Source organism: Streptomyces melanogenes (assembly GCF_014649795.1).
Classification (GTDB): domain Bacteria; phylum Actinomycetota; class Actinomycetes; order Streptomycetales; family Streptomycetaceae; genus Streptomyces; species Streptomyces noboritoensis.
The window spans coordinates 220,199-238,695 of record NZ_BMTS01000008.1; the positions used below are offsets into that span (position 1 = coordinate 220,199).

The window sequence follows — 18,497 nt, forward strand, 5'->3', positions numbered from 1 at the left end:
TCAGCGCGTTTCACACGACCCGGGACGCGCGGGCGCACCACCGGGCCGCCGTGAAAACCACTCGAACCGGTGACTGTGACCGGAAACGCGCAGGGGCTGGCTGTCGGCCGGGGCCTACTTCTCGACCTCGGCGGCGAGCTTGCCGAGCACGGTGTCGTAGATGCGGTTGAGGCCCTTGGGGGCGAAGGTCTTCTCGAAGAAGCCGCCGATGCCGCCGGCGCCGTTCCACACGGTGGTGACGACGACCTTGGAGCTGCCCTCCCCGGCCGGGGTGACGGTCCAGGTGGTGACCATGGACGAGTTGCGGTCCTTCTCGACGAGCTGGCCCTCGGTCGGCTCGGACACCTCCAGCAGGCAGTCGCGCACGCGCTTGCTGGTGGCCTGGAGCTTCCAGTGGACGAGGGTGCCCTCGCCGTCGCCGCCCTCGCGCACCTGGTACTCGCTGAAGTGCTCGGACAGGAGCTTGGGGCGGCTGTCCTTGTAGTCGGCCACGGTGTCGAACACCGTCTCCGGGCTCGCCGCGATGATCCGCTCCGTGGTGGCCTCGACCTGCGCCATGGCTCTTCCTCCAGCACTCGTGACATCCGGGGGGCTGCGCCCGGATTCGGGGTGGGCAAAGCCAATCACCTCGGGTCCGGGCCCCCAAAATCGGGGTTGCCGCGATCATGGGAACAGGTGTTCTATTCTGGGGTCAGTGCTACGGAAGAGGCCCGAGGAGGCGTTCATGCGCTGGGACAATCTGGCCGAGACCGATTCACCGGGGCCGGGCGCGGGCGGCGCGGCCGCGCTGTTCGACGCGGACGCGGTGGTCACCCGCACCTTCGACACCCCCGAGTTCCGCGGGGTCACCTTCCACGAGGTCCGCGCGCGTTCGATCGTCAACCGGGTGCCCGGGGTGTCCCGGATGCCGTTCGAGTGGACCGTCAACCCGTACCGGGGCTGCACGCACGCGTGCGTGTACTGCTTCGCCCGCAAGACCCACAGCTATCTCGACCTCGACACCGGCATCGGCTTCGACTCGCAGATCGTCGTCAAGGTCAACGCGCCCGAGCTGCTGCGCCGCCACCTCTCCTCCCGGCGGTGGGAGGGCGCGCACATCGCCATGGGCACCAACGTCGACTGCTACCAGCGCGCCGAGGGCCGCTACCGGCTGATGCCGGGGATCATCGAGGCGCTGCGCGACCACGCCAACCCGTTCTCCATCCTCACCAAGGGCACGCTGATCCTGCGGGACCTGGAGCTGCTCAAGGAGGCGTCCGAGGTCACCCACGTCGGCATCTCCGTCTCCGTGGGGTTCGTGGACCACGCCCTGTGGCGCACGGTCGAGCCGGGCACGCCCGCGCCCGAGCGGCGCCTGGACGTCGTACGGACGCTGACCGAGCACGGCATCGGCTGCGGGGTCCTGATGGCCCCGGTCATCCCCTTCCTCGGGGACCACCCCGACCAGCTGCGCGCCACCGTCCGCGCGATCGCCGCCTCCGGCGCGACCTCGGTGACGCCGCTGGTGCTGCATCTGCGGCCGGGGGCGCGCGAGTGGTTCATGGAGTGGCTCGCCGAGCACCATCCGCAGCTGGTGCGGCGGTACGAGCGGCTGTACGCGGAGGGTGCGTACGCGCCGAAGTGGTACCAGCGCCGGATCACCCGCCAAGTACACGAGCTCGCGACCGAGTTCGGCATCGGACCGGCGCACCGGGGCGCGGCCCGGCGTATTCCGCGGCGGGTGGAGCCGGAGCCGGCCGGTCCGACCCAGCTCACCCTGCTCTGACCAAAACCTGGTGGCCGCGTTGTCAGTGGCATGGTCCAGGATGGACGCATGACTTCGCTCACGCACATCGCCACCCCGGACGGCCTCGCACCCGGCGTCAACTACAGCCATGTGGTGTGGGGGACGGGCCGGTTCATCGCGATATCCGGCCAGTGCGCGCTGGACGAGAAGGGGAACGTGGTCGGCGAGGGCGACCCGGTGGCACAGGCGCGGCAGATCTTCGAGAACCTGCGCCGCTGCCTGGAGGCCGCGGGGGCGACCTTCGACGACGTGGTGAAGCTGACCGTCTTCGTCACCGACATCGCCCATCTGCCCGCGGTCCGCGCGGCGCGTGACGAGCACCTCGACACGGTCCGGCTCCCCGCCAGCTCGGCGGTGCAGGTCTCGGCGCTGTTCCGCCCCGAACTCCTGATGGAGATCGAGGCGTTCGCGGTGGTCGCGGACCGTTGAGCGCCGAACGTTGAGCACGGACACCCGTATACGGGACATGACCGCGGCCGACTGCGAGGCGGTAGCGGCCGTCCGTATCGAGGGCTGGCGGACCGCCTACCGGGGCCTGATCCCGCAGCCGTACCTGGACGGTCTGAGCGTCGAGCGGGACGCCGAGCGCCGCCGGGAGTATCTGGCGGGCGGCGACGGCTCGGTGGTCGACGCGGTCGCCGAGCGGGCGGGCGAGGTGATCGGCTGGGGGTGCTACGGGCCGTACCGGGAGGACGGCGGCGGGCGGACCGCCGACGGTGAGCTGTACGCCCTGTATGTGCACCCCGACCAGTGGTCCACCGGCGCCGGGCGGCTGTTGACGGCCGAGCTGACCGCCCGCGCGGCCGCCGACGGGTATCCGCGCCTGCTGCTGTGGGTCCTGAAGGCCAACGACCGGGCCCGGCGGTTCTACGAACGCGCGGGCTTCACCCCGGACGGCGCCGAGGAGGACTTCGTCGTGGACGGGGTCGCGGTGCCCGAGGTGCGCTACGCGATGCGCCTGAGCGCGACGGCCGCCGCCGACGCCAGCCGGGGGCGGGCCAGCGCCACCTCCAGGACCTCGACCGCCCGCTTGTCGCCCAGCTCCCCCAGCCCCTCCACACAGGCCAGCGCCACCCGCCAGTAAGGGGTGTCGGGCGAGAGCAGCGGCCGCAGCGTGGCGATCAGCGCCGGTACGGCCTCGGGGGCGCGCAGCGCGGTGAGCAGCCGCACCGGGTGCAGGGCGTAGGCGGTGCGCAGCTGGTTGGTGGCGAGCGCGGCCGCCGCCCGTGCGGTGCGCGGGTCGCCGAGCCGGGCCAGGGCGTGCGCGGCGGAGACGCAGCGCGCCGGGTCCCGGTGGTTGAGCAGCAGCACCAGCGCCTCGAAGGCCCGCCGGTCGCCCGCGCAGCCGAGCCGGAAGGCCGCGATCTCCCGCGCCCACAGCGGCCGTTCGCGCTCGGTGAGCACGGCCGCGAGCTCGTCCCGGTCGTCGGTCGAGAGCAACCGCTCGTACGCCGGCACCGCGTCCGACGCCCTGGCCTCGCCCCGCAGCCGGTCCGCCAGGGACCGGAGCTCCTCGTCCATGCGGGAAGAGTAATGGCCCACGGCGGGCGCGCGAGAGGTCCGGCCGCCAGCCGGGGCGAGCCAGATCACACGGACTGCTTACCTCCGCACTATGGCGCGCTCGTTACTCACCAGTTAATCTCAAGTGAGCGGGTACCCCCCGCGAACTCCGGTGGCCTGGTGACGCAGCCACCGCGAGTGTTCGTCGGTTCGGCAGTTTCACGGCGTGGCCCCGGGACCGGGTCCGTCGGCCCTCAGCACCACCACGACTCACCTCCCGCACGCCGTGCGCCGCCGCGCGCACCCGCGTCCTCACCGACACCTTCGCGACAGCCGGACGCCGGTCGCGTGCGCCCTCTCCTCAGTCGTCACTCACCCTGGAGTCCCGTGATGGACACCCCCCTGAACACCGTCGCCGTGGTCGGTCTCGGCACCATGGGCACCGGCATCGCCGACGTGCTCGCCCGCGCGGGCCGCGAGGTCATCGGCATCGACATCAGCGAGCAGGCCGCCCGCCGGGCCGTGGCCTCCCTGGAGGCGTCCACCGCCCGGGCCGTGGCCCGCGAGCGCATCACCGAGGAGGAGCGGCGCGACGTCCTCGCCCGGTTCCGCACCTTCACCGACCTCCAGGCGGCGGCCGACGCCGACCTGGTCATCGAGGTCGTGCCCGAGTCGTACGAGCTCAAGCAGCAGGTGTTCGCCGCGCTCGACGCCATCGTCGCGCCCACCGCGATCCTGGCGACCGGCACCAACGCCCTGTCCGTGACCCGGCTCGCCGCCGAGTCGGCGCACCCCGAGCGCGTCCTGGGCCTGCACTTCTTCAACCCGGCCCCGGCGATGAAGCTGGTCGAGGTGGTCTCCTCTGTGCTGACCGCGCCGCCCGCCGTGGACGCGGTCACCCAGCTCGCCCTGGCGCTCGGCAAGGAGCCGGTCGCGGTCGGCGACCGCCCCGGCTTCGTCGCGGACGGCCTGCTCTTCGGCTACCTCAACCAGGCCGCCGCGATGTACGAGTCGAAGTACGCCTCCCGCGAGGACATCGACGCGGCGATGAAGCTGGGCTGCGGGCTGCCGATGGGCCCGCTGGAGCTGCTCGACCTGATCGGCATCGACACCGCCCGCACGGTCCTGGAGGCGATGTACACCGACTCCCGCGACCGGCTGCACGCCCCCGCGCCCATCCTCGGCCAGCTCGCCGAGGCGGGCCTGACCGGCCGCAAGACGGGCCGCGGCTTCTACACGTACGAGGCCCCGGGCAGCACGACCGTCGTGCCGGACGCCCAGACGCCCGCCACGGCCGCGGGCCCGGGCGCCGGCCGCGGGATCCGCTCGGTCGGCGTGGCCGGTTCCGGGACCATGGCCTCCGGGATCGCCGAGGTCTTCGCCAAGGCGGGCTACGACGTGGTGCTCGCCGCGCGCGGCCTGGAGAAGGCCGAGACCGCCAAGTCCCGTATCGCCAAGTCGCTTTCGCGCTCTGTCGACAAGGGCCGGATGACGGCCGAGGCCCGCGAGGAGACGCTCGCCCGCATCACCCCGGCCGGTGCCCTCGAGGCCTTCGCCGAGGTGGACCTGGCCGTCGAGGCGGTCGCCGAGGACCTGGGGATCAAGCAGCAGCTGTTCGCGTCCCTGGACAAGATCTGCAAGCCGGGCGCGGTGCTCGCCACCACCACCTCCTCGCTGCCGGTCGTCGCCTGCGCCCGCGCCACCTCGCGCCCGCAGGACGTCATCGGGATGCACTTCTTCAACCCGGCGCCCGCGATGAAGCTGGTCGAGGTGGTCCGCACGGTCCTGACCTCGGACGAGGTGCACGCCACGGTCCGCGAGGTCACCGCGAGGATCCGCAAGCACCCGGTGGACTGCGGGGACCGGGCCGGGTTCATCGTGAACGCGCTGCTCTTCCCGTACCTCAACAACGCGATCAAGATGGTCCAGGAGCACTACGCCTCGCTGGACGACATCGACGCGGCGATGCGGCTCGGCGGCGGCTACCCGATGGGGCCGTTCGAACTCCTCGACGTGGTCGGCCTCGACGTGTCGCTGGCCATCGAGAAGGTGCTGCACGCCGAGTTCCGCGACCCGGGCCTGGCGCCCGCCCCGCTCCTGGAGCACCTGGTCGCGGCCGGGTGCCTGGGCCGCAAGACGGGCCGTGGATTCCGCGAGTATGCCCGGCGCTGAGCCGTGGGGCTCCCCCGTCCACCGGCCGGGGGAGGGCTGGGGCGGGCTGCTCGATCCGTCGGGCGGTCCGCCCCCGCGAGCGCGACTTCCTGCACATATGCAGTACGTTCGGTCCATGCCCCAGCCCGCTGCCTCATCGAAACGGCCGACCCGAACGTCCGCCACCCCCGACGCCCCGGAAAGTGCCGCCGGCAGCCGCGCGGCCGCCCAGCGGCTCAAAATGCGCCGCGAGCTGGCGGCCGCAGCAATGGAGCTCTTCTCGGCCAAGGGGTACGAGGCCACCACGGTCGACGAGATCGCGGCCCGCGCCGGGGTCGCCCGCCGCACCTTCTTCCGCCACTTCCGCTCCAAGGAAGAGGCGATCTTCCCCGACCACGACGACACCCTCGTACGGGCCGAGGCGGTGCTCAACGCCGCTCCCCCGCACGAGCATCCGCTGGACACGGTGTGCCGGGGGATCAAGGAGGTCATGAAGATGTACGCCTCCTCCCCCTCGGTCTCCGTGGCGCGCTACAAGCTGACCCGCGAGGTGCCCACCCTGCGGGAGGCCGAGATCGCCTCGGTGGCCCGCTACGAGCGGCTCTTCACCCGCTATCTGCTCGGCCACTTCGACGAGCACGAGCACCACGCCGGGAACGACGACCCGCTGCTCGCGGAGGTGGCCGCCTCGGCGGTCGTCACCGCGCACAACCACGTGCTGCGGCGCTGGCTGCGGGCGGGCGGCCAGGGCGACGTGGAGGCCCAGCTCGACCACGCCTTCGCGATCGTCCGGGACACGTTCGGATCCGGGATCGGGGCGGGCCGCACCGCCGAGCCGAAGCCCGCCGCCGCGTCCGTCTCCACCAGCGACGAGGTGCTGGTCGCGGTGGCGCGCACGGACGCGCCGCTGGACGAGATCATGCAGTCGATCAAGAAGGCGCTCCGCCGGCGCTGAACCGGTACGACCCGCCGAAAGCCGCCCCACCAGGGCGGCTTTCGGCGTTTCCGGAAGCGTTCACGGAGGCGTTTGCGGAAGCCTTCACGAACCGGAATCGATCGATCATCGCTCATCCGTGCAGGTCATTACGCAATTGAGAGAAATTGTTGGCACGCGGTGTCTTGCCGACTGGCACTGCGTGCCATACGTTGATGTTGTCCGGGCGGCCGGCGTGCAGAGACCTTTCGTACGCCGGCTGTCCCCGCAAGCTTCCCCAGCGAGCGCGCCCGGACGCCTGCGTCACAGGCACCCTCCCGCGCCCACCAGGCGCCGCCGATCCCGTAGTACCGCCGAACCGACGGCACACCTCCACAGCAGCAGTCCCCTCAGCGTTCCCAACGCGCTTCGCCGGAGGCAACACCGTGAAGGAAATCCTGGACGCGATTCAGTCGCAGGACAGTACGGCCGCGGACATCGCGGCTCTGCCCATCCCCGAGTCGTACCGCGCGATCACCGTGCACAAGGACGAGACGGAGATGTTCACCGGGCTCGCCACCCGGGACAAGGACCCGCGCAAGTCGCTGCACCTCGACGAGGTGCCGGTCCCCGAACTGGGCCCCGGCGAGGCCCTGGTGGCCGTCATGGCCTCCTCGGTCAACTACAACTCGGTGTGGACGTCGATCTTCGAGCCGCTCTCGACGTTCGGCTTCCTGGAGCGCTACGGCAAGGTCAGCGAGCTCACCAAGCGCCACGACCTGCCGTACCACGTCATCGGTTCCGACCTGGCGGGCGTCGTCCTGCGCACCGGCCCCGGCGTCAACGCCTGGCGGCCCGGCGACGAGGTCGTGGCGCACTGCCTGTCGGTGGAGCTGGAGTCCTCCGACGGCCACAACGACACCATGCTCGACCCCGAGCAGCGCATCTGGGGCTTCGAGACCAACTTCGGCGGCCTCGCCGAGATCGCGCTGGTCAAGTCCAACCAGCTGATGCCCAAGCCCGCCCACCTGTCGTGGGAGGAGGCGGCGGCGCCCGGTCTGGTGAACTCCACCGCCTACCGCCAGCTCGTCTCGCGCAACGGCGCCGGCATGAAGCAGGGCGACAACGTCCTGATCTGGGGCGCGAGCGGTGGACTCGGCTCGTACGCCACGCAGTTCGCGCTGGCCGGAGGCGCCACGCCGATCTGTGTCGTCTCCAGCCCGGAGAAGGCGGACATCTGCCGCGCGATGGGCGCCGAGGCGGTCATCGACCGCAACGCCGAGGGGTACAGGTTCTGGAAGGACGAGCAGACCCAGGACCCGAAGGAGTGGAAGCGCTTCGGCAAGCGCATCCGCGAGCTGACCGGCGGCGAGGACATCGACATCGTCTTCGAGCACCCCGGCCGCGAGACCTTCGGCGCCAGTGTCTACGTCACCCGCAAGGGCGGCACCATCACCACCTGCGCGTCCACCTCGGGCTACATGCACGAGTACGACAACCGCTACCTGTGGATGTCCCTGAAGCGCATCATCGGCTCGCACTTCGCCAACTACCGCGAGGCGTGGGAGGCCAACCGCCTCATCGCCAAGGGCAAGATCCACCCCACCCTCTCCAAGGTCTACAGCCTCGAAGAGACCGGACAGGCCGCCTACGACGTGCACCGCAACCTCCACCAGGGCAAGGTCGGCGTCCTCGCCCTCGCCCCGCGCGAAGGCCTCGGCGTCCGCGACCACGAACTCCGCGCCCAGCACCTCGACGCCATCAACCGCTTCCGCAACATCTGAGCACGGAGCGACATATGACTGAGCGTCACAAGGACCGGCCCTGGCTCATGCGGACGTACGCCGGTCACTCGACCGCCGAGGCGTCCAACGAGCTCTACCGGCGCAACCTCGCCAAGGGTCAGACCGGCCTGTCGGTCGCCTTCGACCTGCCCACGCAGACCGGCTACGACCCGGACCACATCCTCGCCCGCGGCGAGGTGGGCCGGGTCGGGGTCCCGGTGTCCCATCTCGGTGACATGCGGCGGCTGTTCCAGGACATCCCCCTGGAGCAGATGAACACCTCGATGACCATCAACGCCACCGCGATGTGGCTGCTGGCCATGTACCAGGTGGTCGCCGAGGAGCAGGGCGCCGACATCACCCGGCTGCAGGGCACGACGCAGAACGACATCGTCAAGGAGTACCTGTCGCGCGGGACGCACGTCTTCCCGCCCGGTCCGTCGCTGCGGCTGACCACCGACATGATCACGTACACGGTCAACCACATCCCCAAGTGGAACCCGATCAACATCTGCAGCTACCACCTCCAGGAGGCCGGGGCCACCCCGGTCCAGGAGATCTCGTACGCGATGTCCACCGCGATCGCCGTGCTCGACGCGGTGTTCGCGTCCGGGCAGGTGCCCGAGGAGCGCAAGGGCGAGGTGGTCGCGCGGATCTCCTTCTTCGTGAACGCGGGTGTCCGGTTCATCGAGGAGATGTGCAAGATGCGGGCGTTCGGCCGCATCTGGGACAAGGTGACGCGCGAGCGGTACGGCATCGAGGAAGCCAAGCAGCGTCGCTTCCGCTACGGCGTCCAGGTCAACTCGCTGGGTCTGACCGAGGCGCAGCCGGAGAACAACGTCCAGCGGATCGTCCTGGAGATGCTGGCCGTGACGCTGTCGAAGGACGCCCGCGCGCGGGCCGTCCAGCTGCCCGCCTGGAACGAGGCGCTCGGCCTGCCGCGCCCCTGGGACCAGCAGTGGTCGCTGCGCATCCAGCAGGTCCTCGCGCACGAGAGCGACCTGCTCGAGTACGAGGACATCTTCGCCGGGTCGCACGTCATCGAGGCCAAGGTGGACTCGCTGGTCGAGGAGTGCCTGGCCGAGATCGAGCGGATCCAGCAGATGGGCGGCGCGATGGCGGCCGTCGAGTCCGGCTACCTCAAGTCGCAGCTGGTCTCCTCGCACGCCGAGCGCCGGGCCCGTATCGAGGGCGGCGAGGAGAAGATCGTCGGCGTCAACTGCTACGAGTCGACCGAGCCCAACCCGCTCACCTCCGACCTGGACACCGCGATCATGACGGTGGACCCGGCGAACGAGGCGCGGGTGGTGGCCAAGCTGCACGAGTGGCGGGACAACCGGGACGAGACCCGGGCCTCGGAGGCGCTGGCCGCGCTGAAGAAGGCGGCCGCCGGGTCGGAGAACCTGATGGCCGCGACCCTGGAGTGCGTCCGCGCGGGCGTCACCACCGGCGAGTGGTCCTGGGCACTGCGCGACGTCTTCGGCGAGTTCCGGGCGCCGACCGGGGTCTCCTCGGCTCCGGTCGCGGTCCCGGCCGAGGCGGGCACACCGCTGGCGCTGGTCCGCGAGAAGGTGGTCCGCACGGCCGACGAGCTCGGCGCGGGCCGGCTGCGCCTCCTGGTGGGCAAGCCGGGCCTGGACGGGCACTCCAACGGCGCCGAGCAGATCGCCGTACGCGCGCGTGACGCCGGTTTCGAGGTGGTCTACCAGGGGATCCGGCTCACCCCCGAGCAGATCGTCAACGCCGCCCTGGCGGAGGATGTGCACTGCGTGGGCCTCTCGATCCTGTCCGGCTCGCACGCCGAGCTGGTCCCGGACGTGCTGGCGCGGCTGCGCGAGGCCGGCGCTCCCGACATCCCGGTGATCGTCGGGGGGATCATCCCGCCGGCCGACGCCGAGGAGCTGTGCAAGGCGGGTGTGGCCGCCGTATTCACCCCGAAGGACTTCGGTATCACGGAGATCATCGGCCGTATCGTCGACGAGATCCGGAAAGCGAACAAGCTCGACCCTCTGGAGGTCCCCGCATGACCAGCTCTGTCAACCGTCTCCGGCCGCGCCGTTCGTGCCTGGCCGTCCCGGGCTCGAACCCGCGCTTCCTGGAGAAGGCGCAGGGCCTCCCCGCCGACCAGGTCTTCCTGGACCTGGAGGACGCCTGTGCGCCGCTCGCCAAGCCGGAGGCCCGGCACACCATCGTCAAGTTCCTGAACGAGGGCGACTGGACCGGCAAGACCCGGGTCGTCCGGGTCAACGACTGGACGACCGAGTGGACGTACCGCGATGTCGTGACGGTCGTCGAGGGCGCGGGGCACAACCTCGACTGCATCATGCTGCCGAAGGTCCAGACCGCCCAGCAGATCGTGGCGCTCGACCTCCTGCTGACCCAGATCGAGAAGACGATGGGCTTCGAGGTCGGCAAGATCGGCATCGAGGCGCAGATCGAGAACGCCCAGGGCCTGAACAACGTCAACGAGATCGCCACGGCCTCCCAGCGCGTCGAGACGATCATCTTCGGCCCGGCCGACTTCATGGCGTCGATCAACATGAAGTCGCTGGTCGTGGGCGAGCAGCCGCCCGGCTACCCGGCGGACGCCTACCACTACATCCTGATGAAGATCCTGATGGCCGCCCGCGCCAACAACCTCCAGGCGATCGACGGCCCCTACCTCCAGATCAAGAACATCGACGGCTACAGGGCGGTCGCCCAGCGCGCCGCCGCCCTCGGCTTCGACGGCAAGTGGGTGCTGCACCCCGGCCAGGTCGAGGCGTCCAACGAGGTCTTCTCGCCCTCGCAGGAGGACTACGACCACGCCGAGCTCATCCTCGACGCGTACGACTACTTCACCTCCGAGGCCGGCGGCAAGAAGGGCTCGGCGATGCTCGGCGACGAGATGATCGACGAGGCCAGCCGCAAGATGGCGCTGGTCATCTCGGGCAAGGGCCGGGCGGCCGGTATGCAACGCACGTCGAAGTTCGAGATCCCGGAGGCGTAACACCATGCAGTTCGGCCGCACCTACGAAGAGTTCACCGTCGGCGACGTGTACAAGCACTGGCCCGGGAAGACGGTGACGGAGTACGACGACCACCTGTTCTGTCTGCTCACCATGAACCACCACCCGCTCCACATGGACAGCAACTACGCGGAGAAGACGACCGACTTCGGCAAGAACGTCGTCGTGGGCAACTACATCTACTCGCTGCTGCTCGGCATGAGCGTGCCGGACGTGTCCGGCAAGGCGATCGCCAACCTGGAGGTGGAGTCGCTCAAGCACGTGGCGCCGACCTTCCACGGCGACACCATCTACGGCGAGACGACGGTCCTGGACAAGACGCCCTCGAAGTCCAAGAACGACCGCGGGATCGTCTACGTAGAGACCAAGGGGTACAAGCAGGACGGCACCCTGGTGTGCGTGTTCCGCCGCAAGGTGATGGTCCCCACCGAGACGTACATCAAGGAGCGCGGCGGCGAGCAGCCCGGCCGCCCCGAGCTCAAGTCGCAGGAGAAGTAGCCATGGCCCGTCTCGCGCAGACCGCCGGTCTGACCGACGTCCAGCAGGAAATCCTGGCCACCGTCCGGGACTTCGTCGACAAGGAGATCATCCCGGTCGCGACCCAGCTGGAGCACAAGGACGAGTACCCGACGCAGATCGTCGAAGGCCTCAAGGAGCTCGGCCTGTTCGGGCTGATGATCCCCGAGGAGTACGGCGGTCTGGGCGAGTCGCTCCTGACGTACGCGCTCTGCGTCGAGGAGATCGCGCGCGGCTGGATGTCGGTCTCCGGCATCATCAACACGCACTTCATCGTGGCGTACATGCTCAAGCAGCACGGCACCCAGGAGCAGAAGGACACCTTCCTGCCCCGGATGGCGCTGGGCGAGGTGCGCGGCGCGTTCTCGATGTCGGAGCCCGCGCTCGGCTCGGATGTGTCGGCGATCACGTCCAAGGGCGTCCGGGACGGCGACGAGTACGTCCTGAACGGTCAGAAGATGTGGCTGACCAATGGCGGAACGTCATCGCTCGTGGCCGTTCTGTGCCGGAGTGACGAAGGACACCCCGAGGGCACCGCCCCCCACAAGTCGATGACGACCTTCCTGGTGGAGAAGGAGCCCGGCTTCGGCGAGGTCCGGCCCGGTCTGACCATCCCCGGCAAGATCGACAAGATGGGTTACAAGGGCGTCGACACGACCGAACTCATCATGGACGGACTGCGCATTCCGGCCAATCGGGTCCTCGGCGGGGTCACCGGCCGAGGGTTTTACCAAATGATGGACGGAGTCGAGGTCGGCCGCGTCAACGTCGCGGCACGTGGTTGCGGCGTCGCTCAGCGTGCATTTGAGCTGGGTGTCTCGTATGCCCAGCAACGTCACACTTTCGGCAAGGCGATCGCCCAGCACCAGGCGATTCAGTTCAAGCTGGCCGAGATGGCTACCAAGGTCGAGGCTGCTCATGCCATGATGGTCAACGCAGCACGCAAAAAGGACTCCGGGGAACGAAACGACCTTGAAGCAGGGATGGCGAAGTACCTCGCCTCCGAATACTGCAAGGAAGTCGTGGAGGACGCCTTCCGTATCCACGGTGGCTACGGCTTCTCGAAGGAGTACGAGATCGAGCGCCTGTACCGCGAGGCGCCGATGCTGCTCATCGGTGAAGGTACCGCCGAGATCCAAAAAATGATCATTGGGCGTCGGCTTCTCGAAGAGTACCGATTCCAGGGTTGATTGCCGCTTTTAGGTCGGTTCGGCCGCGAAGAACATCACACCCTGTAGGCGATTTCTGAGGGCTTCCGGCCGACCGACTCGGCTTCTGGCTTTCCCAGTTGCGGCTCGCAACCGATAGCATCGCTGGTAAACCAGCCGCCGTCCCCCACTTGCCAGCGCGGCATCATCCGCTACGAAGGTCACACATGCCCCACAGCCAAACCTCTGCATCTCGCGACGGTTTCCTCCAGGGACGTCTTGCTCGCGGAGCATCGCCGTGGCTTCTGCCGACCGTCGCCACCGCAGCCCTCAGCCTCGCCCGCGCGCGCCGCTCCGGCGCCGCCAAGGCCGTGGCCGTGCCCGCCACCGCGCTCGCGGCGGGCATGCTGTGGTTCTTCCGCGACCCCGAGCGCGAGATCGCTACCGGGCGGGTCATCTCCCCCGCCGACGGCGTGGTGCAGAGCATCATGCCGTGGAAGGACGGACGCACCCGCGTCGCGATCTTCATGAGCCCGCTGAACGTCCACGTCAACCGCGCGCCCCTGGCCGGCACGGTGACGTCCGTCGAGCACGTGCCCGGCGGGTTCGTTCCGGCGTTCAACAAGGAGAGCGAGAACAACGAGCGCGTTGTCTGGCACTTCGACACCGAGCTCGGCGACATCGAGATGGTGCAGATCGCGGGTGCGGTGGCGCGGCGGATCGTCCCCTACATCCCCCAGGGCACCAAGGTGGAGCAGGGCGAGCGGATCGGTCTCATCCGGTTCGGCTCCCGCGTCGACATCTATCTTCCGGAGGGGGTCGAGGTCGCTGTCGAGGTCGGGCAGAAGACCACTGCGGGGGTGACTCGAATTGACCGTGATTGATCCGGACACCCAGACCGACTGGGTGCCGGGCGCGGACGCCGACGACGACGCCGAGGAGATGCCCCTCTCCCTGCGGCTGTCCATAGCGGACACCCTCACGCTCGGCAACGCGACCTGCGGGTTCATGGCGGTGTACTTCACCACCACCGGAATCCTCATCCCGCACCTGTCGGGCAGTGCCGAGACCGGCATGGCGCGGCACTCCGCCGCGACCGCCGTGATCCTGATGCTGCTCGCGGCGATCTTCGACCTCTGCGACGGCCTGGTCGCGCGGAAGCTGCGGAGCTCGCCGATGGGGGCCGAGCTGGACAACCTCTCGGACCTGATCAGCTTCGGGCTCGCCCCGGCGTACTTCGTGCTCGTGTACGGCATGGTCGCGGACGACGCCCATCAGCGGGTGGCGGCCGTGGCGGCGATCACGGTGCTGCTCGCCGTGGTGCTGCGGCTGGCGAGATTCTCGTGCGTGACGATGAAGGACGGCATGTTCCAGGGCATGCCGAGCCCCTTCGGCGCGCTCACCGTCGTCTCGATCGTGCTGCTTGAGCTGCCGTTCGTGCCGACGCTGCTCGCCGTCATAGGAGTGGCGTGGCTGATGGTCAGCCGGGTCGAGTACCCGAAGCCGCGGGGGATCCTCGCGGTGGCCATGCTCAGCTGGATCGTGGGCGCGATGGGGCTGCTGGCGGCGTGGGCGTTCGACGCGCCCGGCGGTCAGCTGCTGCTCCAGACGGGCTGTGTGCTGCAGGTCGTCCTGGGCGCGGTGATTCCGCTGTTCGCCACGGCTCGCCGGGTGAACTCGATCCGCGACAACCGACGCGAGGCGAGGGCGGCGCAGTTGCCTTAGCGCTTGCGCGCTGTGCCTGTACGTGAAGGGCCCCGGACCACTTGGTCCGGGGCCCTTCTCGTGCGGTCGCTCGACTGCGGACCGTGGCGGGCTGATCGCGCAGTTCCCCGCGCCCCTTAGATGCCGCTGCGCGGCAATCCCCGGGGCGGCCCGGAGGGGCGCACTTTAAGGGCGCGGGGCTGTGACATTTGCGGCTCCGCCGCGCGGGCGCGACCAGCCGCGCACGGTCCGCAGTCGAAGCTGTCAGGTCAGGAAGTCCTGGGCGATCTGCTCGGCCACCCGTTCCAGCAACGGACCCGCCTCCGCCATGCACCGCGCCGGATCCGGCTCCAGGGCCGTGAGGGCGTACGCGCGGCGGATGCCGGCCGTGCCCAGGGCCTCCGGGGGGAGGGCCAGGCGGCCGCAGACCGCGACGACCTCGATGCCCGCCGCCCGCGCCGCCGCCGCCACGCCCGCCGGAGCCTTCCCGTGCAGGGTCTGCTCGTCGAGCGAGCCCTCGCCGGTGATCACCAGGGTGGCCCGGGCGAGCGCCGGGGCGAAGCCGAGGACGTCCAGCATGACCTCGATGCCGGGCCGGAACGTCGCGCCGAGGGCGACCAGCGCCCCGTACCCGATACCGCCCGCCGCCCCCGCGCCCGGCGCGAGCGCCGCCTCGGCCGCACGGGCGCCCACGGACGCCCCCAGGACCTCGGCGAAGTGGCCGAGCGCCGCGTCCAGGGCCGCCACGTCCTCGGGCGTGGCGCCCTTCTGCGGCCCGTACACCGCGGGCGCCCCCTTGGGCCCCGTCAGCGGGTTGTCCACGTCGCTGGCCAGCACCAGGTCGACCGAGCCGAACCGGGGGTCCAGGCCGGAGAGGTCCGCCGTGGCCAGCGTGGCCAGCGGGCCGCCGCCCGGCGCCACGGGCTCGCCCGCCGCGTCCAGGAAGCGCGCGCCCAGCGCCGAGAGCATGCCCGCGCCGCCGTCCGTGGTGGCACTGCCGCCCACCCCGAACACGATCGTGCGCGCCCCCGCGTCCAGCGCGGCGAGCAGCAGCTCGCCCGAGCCGTACGTGGTGGCGGTCAGCGGGGCGAAGACGCCCTCGGGGAGGTGCTGGAGGCCGGACGCCTCCGCCATCTCGACCACGGCCACCCCGTCCCGTACCGCGAAGGCCGCGGTGACCGGGGTGCCGAGCGGGCCGGTGACCCGGGCCTCGCGGCGGGTGAACCCGGCCGCGACCGCCGCCGCGACCGTGCCGTCGCCGCCGTCGGCGACCGGCAGGGTCTCCACCGCCAGACCGGGCACGATCCGCCGCAGCCCGGCCGTCACCCGCTCCGCGACCTGTACGGCCGTGAGCGAGCCCTTGAACTTGTCCGCCGCCACCAGCACGCGCGCGGCTTCGAAAACTGCTCCGTCCGTCACCTTGCTAATCCCTTGCTATCGAACAGGCAGTCGCGCCGATCCGACCCTATCCGCCGTACGCGGCCCTGCCCATAGGTGTCATGCACGGCGGGACGGCGTGCCACCCCACGAAACCTCCATATCGCGGACCATAGTGGGGCGGCATGAGCACGGATTCGATCGATCGTTCCGGGCCCGGCGCCCCGCCCGGCGAGGCCGACGGCACCGCCCCCGACCTCACCGTCGTCGCGATCGGGGTGGCCGCGGTGGTGGCCGTGGTCGCCTGGGCCGCGCTCGGCAAGCACTCCTTCGACAGCGCCTCCGCCACCGCCCTGGCCTGGGTGCTCGCCAATTTCGCCTGGCTGTTCGTGATCGCCGCGGACACCTTCCTCGTGCTGTGCGTGGTGCTGGCGATCAGCCGGTACGGGCGGATCCGGCTCGGCGCCGACGACTCCGAGCCCGAGTTCACCAACCTCGCGTGGATCGCGATGATGTTCAGCGCGGGCATGGGCATCGGCCTGATGTTCTACGGGGTGGGCGAGCCGCTCACCCACTACCTCACCCCGCCGCCCGCGAGCGGCGCCGCGCCCCGGACCGGCGACGCGGCGCGCACGGCTCTGGAGTACTCGTTCTTCCACTGGACGCTCACCCCCTGGGCGATCTACGGCATGGCGGGGCTGGCCCTGGCGTACGCCGGTTTCCGCAAGGGGCGCGGCAACCGGCTCTCGGCCGCCTTCGTCCCGCTGGTCGGTGCCCGGCGCGCGGACGGCTGGCCCGGCCGGTGCATCGATCTGCTGGCGGTCTTCGCGACCGTCTTCGGCACCGCGACCAGCCTCGGCCTCGGCGCGCTCCAGGTCGCCAAGGGCCTGGAGATCACGGCGGACGTGAACGACTCCACGGCCACCGAGCTGATCATCATCGCCTCGCTCTCGGCGGCCTTCGTCCTGTCCGCGTTCTCGGGGCTGCACAAGGGCGTGAAGTGGCTGTCCACGCTGAACATCGTGCTCGCCGCCGCGCTGATGCTGTTCGTGTTCCTGCTCGGACCGACGGTGTACGTCCTGGACACGATCCCGGCGTCCGTCGGCGGCTATCTGCACCAGCTGCTGCCGATGGCCAGCCGCACCGGTGCCTTCACCGACCGGGCCTGGCTGGGCGCCTGGACGATCTTCTACTGGGCGTGGTGGCTGTCCTGGGCGCCCTTCGTCGGGACCTTCATCGCGCGGATCTCGCGCGGCCGCACCGTCCGCGAGTTCCTGGTCGGGGTGCTGCTGGTGCCGAGCGGGGCGACCGTCCTGTGGTTCTGCGTGATGGGCGGGACCGCGATCCGCCTCGACTCCACCGGCACGGCCGATCTGGCGGCCAAGGTGAAGGACGGCGCCGAGGCCTCGCTCTTCGCGATGCTGGACGCGCTGCCCATCGGCACGGTGACCTCGTACCTCGCGATGGTGCTCGTCATGACGTACTTCATCACCAGCGCCGACTCGGCCTCGCTGGTGATGGGCTCGCTGACCAGCCGGGGCTCGCTGCACCCGCCGACCTGGCTGGTGGTGCTCTGGGGCGTGCTGATGGCGGCGGTCGCGGCGGTGCTGCTCGTCGCGGGCGGCCTCAAGTCGCTCCAGACGGCCACGATCCTGGTGGCGCTGCCGTTCGTCCTGGTGATGCTCGGGCTGTGCTGGGCCCTGCTGAAGGAGCTGCGCGAGGACCCCGGCGCCGGGCCCGCGCGCGGCCACGCGCTGCACGGGGTGCGGGACGCGGTGCGGGCCATGGTGGGCGAGGCGCTCACCGAGCAGCGCCGCCGCACGGGCAAGTACCGTACGGGTGACGGCGGTTCCGGCACCGCGTCGGGTACACCATCGGGTACACCAGAAGGATGACAGAGCTGGCGGACCGGATCCTCGGCGGATGGCTCGGCCGGATCGCGGCAACATGCTCGGCAAGCCGGTGGAGCGCGGGGACCACTGGACGCGGGACCGCATCGACCGCTATCTGCGCCGCGCGGACGCGCTCCCGCTCACCGACTACCTCCCCGACCCCGACCTGCTGCCGCCCGCCGCGCCGGGCGAGTTCGAGCTGCGGCCGGAGTGGCGGCAGTGCGTACGCGGCCGTGTCCACGGCAGTTGCCGGGACGACGACGTGGATTACGCGGTGCTGGGCCTGCACCTCCTGGAGACCCACGGCTTCGCCTTCACCACCGAGCAGGTGGGCGAGCTGTGGCTGCTGCGCCTGCCCTACCTCCAGACGTTCACGGCCGAGCGGGCCGCGTACCGCAATCCGGCGAACGGGCTGAAGCCGCCGCTGACGGCCACGTACGACAACCCGTACCAGGAAGTGGATCGGCGCGCTGATCCGCGCGGACGTCCACGGCTGGACCTCGCCGGGCGACCCCCGCCGGGCCGCCGCCCTGGCCCGCCGCGACGCGGTCCTGTCCCACACCGGCAACGGGGTGTACGGCGCGATGTGGGCGGCGGCGCTGGTCGCGGCGGCGTTCACGGCGTCCGGCCCGCGCGAGGCCCTCGAAGCGTCCCTGCTCCGCATCCCGGACCTGGCCGAGCGCACGGCGCGGCTAGCGGCCGCATGAGGGGCCCGGTG

At 70.5% G+C, this 18,497-nt stretch carries 15 protein-coding genes and 2 pseudogenes; 14 read left to right on the top strand and 3 right to left on the bottom strand.

Annotated elements, in window-relative coordinates:
• Nucleotides 1-114: 114 nt before the first annotated feature.
• A complete protein-coding gene (locus IE252_RS19430) occupies nt 115-558 on the bottom strand; it encodes an SRPBCC family protein (RefSeq protein ID WP_190090709.1) in 444 nt (147 codons plus the stop codon).
• Nucleotides 559-724: 166 nt separating this feature from the next.
• Between IE252_RS19430 and IE252_RS19435 the strand changes: the two genes are divergently transcribed.
• The 3 genes and pseudogenes from IE252_RS19435 to IE252_RS19445 all read left to right on the top strand — a co-directional run.
• Nucleotides 725-1,765: an Rv2578c family radical SAM protein gene (locus tag IE252_RS19435; protein WP_190090710.1), complete on the top strand. Its 1,041-nt coding sequence runs from the start codon at nt 725-727 to the stop codon at nt 1,763-1,765.
• A 48-nt stretch (nt 1,766-1,813) separates the two neighbouring features.
• Complete coding sequence (locus IE252_RS19440) at nt 1,814-2,215, top strand: RidA family protein (RefSeq protein WP_190090711.1); 402 nt, start codon at nt 1,814-1,816, stop codon at nt 2,213-2,215.
• 37 nt (nt 2,216-2,252) lie between these two features.
• Nucleotides 2,253-2,657 (top strand): annotated as a pseudogene (locus IE252_RS19445) (GNAT family N-acetyltransferase); the annotation flags it as partial.
• 74 nt (nt 2,658-2,731) lie between these two features.
• On the opposite strand, the gene IE252_RS43315 reads toward IE252_RS19445, so the two are convergent.
• Nucleotides 2,732-3,307 (bottom strand): adenylosuccinate lyase, encoded by a 576-nt coding sequence (locus IE252_RS43315; protein WP_229848581.1) that lies wholly within the window; start codon nt 3,305-3,307, stop codon nt 2,732-2,734.
• Nucleotides 3,308-3,676: 369 nt separating this feature from the next.
• On the opposite strand from IE252_RS43315, the gene IE252_RS19450 reads away from it, so the two are divergent.
• The 9 genes from IE252_RS19450 to pssA all read left to right on the top strand — a co-directional run bounded on the left by IE252_RS19450 (nt 3,677) and on the right by pssA (nt 14,531).
• The gene (locus tag IE252_RS19450; RefSeq protein ID WP_190090712.1) at nt 3,677-5,458 is read left to right on the top strand and encodes a 3-hydroxyacyl-CoA dehydrogenase family protein; all 1,782 of its coding nucleotides are present in this window, start codon (nt 3,677-3,679) and stop codon (nt 5,456-5,458) included.
• Nucleotides 5,459-5,573: 115 nt separating this feature from the next.
• Nucleotides 5,574-6,392: a TetR family transcriptional regulator gene (locus tag IE252_RS19455; protein WP_190090713.1), complete on the top strand. Its 819-nt coding sequence runs from the start codon at nt 5,574-5,576 to the stop codon at nt 6,390-6,392.
• Nucleotides 6,393-6,796: 404 nt separating this feature from the next.
• On the top strand, nt 6,797-8,134 hold the full coding sequence (gene ccrA, locus IE252_RS19460; RefSeq protein WP_190090714.1) for a crotonyl-CoA carboxylase/reductase: 1,338 nt from the start codon (nt 6,797-6,799) through the stop codon (nt 8,132-8,134).
• 14 nt (nt 8,135-8,148) lie between these two features.
• On the top strand, nt 8,149-10,161 hold the full coding sequence (locus IE252_RS19465; RefSeq protein ID WP_190090715.1) for an ethylmalonyl-CoA mutase: 2,013 nt from the start codon (nt 8,149-8,151) through the stop codon (nt 10,159-10,161).
• Nucleotides 10,158-11,123, top strand: coding sequence for an HpcH/HpaI aldolase/citrate lyase family protein (locus IE252_RS19470; protein ID WP_190090716.1), 966 nt, complete (start codon nt 10,158-10,160; stop codon nt 11,121-11,123). Before IE252_RS19465 ends, IE252_RS19470 begins: the two co-directional genes overlap by 4 nt.
• A 4-nt stretch (nt 11,124-11,127) precedes the next feature.
• The gene (locus IE252_RS19475; protein ID WP_190090717.1) at nt 11,128-11,640 is read left to right on the top strand and encodes a MaoC family dehydratase; all 513 of its coding nucleotides are present in this window, start codon (nt 11,128-11,130) and stop codon (nt 11,638-11,640) included.
• A gap of 2 nt (nt 11,641-11,642) precedes the next feature.
• Entirely contained in the window at nt 11,643-12,848 is a 1,206-nt protein-coding gene (locus IE252_RS19480) for an acyl-CoA dehydrogenase family protein (RefSeq protein WP_188272373.1), read from the top strand.
• Nucleotides 12,849-13,033: 185 nt separating this feature from the next.
• Complete coding sequence (locus IE252_RS19485) at nt 13,034-13,690, top strand: phosphatidylserine decarboxylase (RefSeq protein WP_067166206.1); 657 nt, start codon at nt 13,034-13,036, stop codon at nt 13,688-13,690.
• Nucleotides 13,677-14,531, top strand: coding sequence for a CDP-diacylglycerol--serine O-phosphatidyltransferase (pssA, locus tag IE252_RS19490; protein WP_190090718.1), 855 nt, complete (start codon nt 13,677-13,679; stop codon nt 14,529-14,531). The genes IE252_RS19485 and pssA overlap by 14 nt, the downstream gene beginning before the upstream one ends.
• A gap of 243 nt (nt 14,532-14,774) precedes the next feature.
• Here pssA and IE252_RS19495 read toward each other — a convergent pair whose 3' ends face one another.
• A complete protein-coding gene (locus tag IE252_RS19495) occupies nt 14,775-15,929 on the bottom strand; it encodes a glycerate kinase (protein ID WP_190090719.1) in 1,155 nt (384 codons plus the stop codon).
• Between the two features lie 143 nt (nt 15,930-16,072).
• On the opposite strand from IE252_RS19495, the gene IE252_RS19500 reads away from it, so the two are divergent.
• The gene (locus IE252_RS19500; RefSeq protein ID WP_190090720.1) at nt 16,073-17,782 is read left to right on the top strand and encodes a BCCT family transporter; all 1,710 of its coding nucleotides are present in this window, start codon (nt 16,073-16,075) and stop codon (nt 17,780-17,782) included.
• Nucleotides 17,779-18,483: pseudogene (locus IE252_RS19505) on the top strand (ADP-ribosylglycohydrolase family protein); the annotation flags it as partial. The gene IE252_RS19500 and the pseudogene IE252_RS19505, both read left to right, overlap by 4 nt.
• Nucleotides 18,484-18,497: the final 14 nt, after the last annotated feature.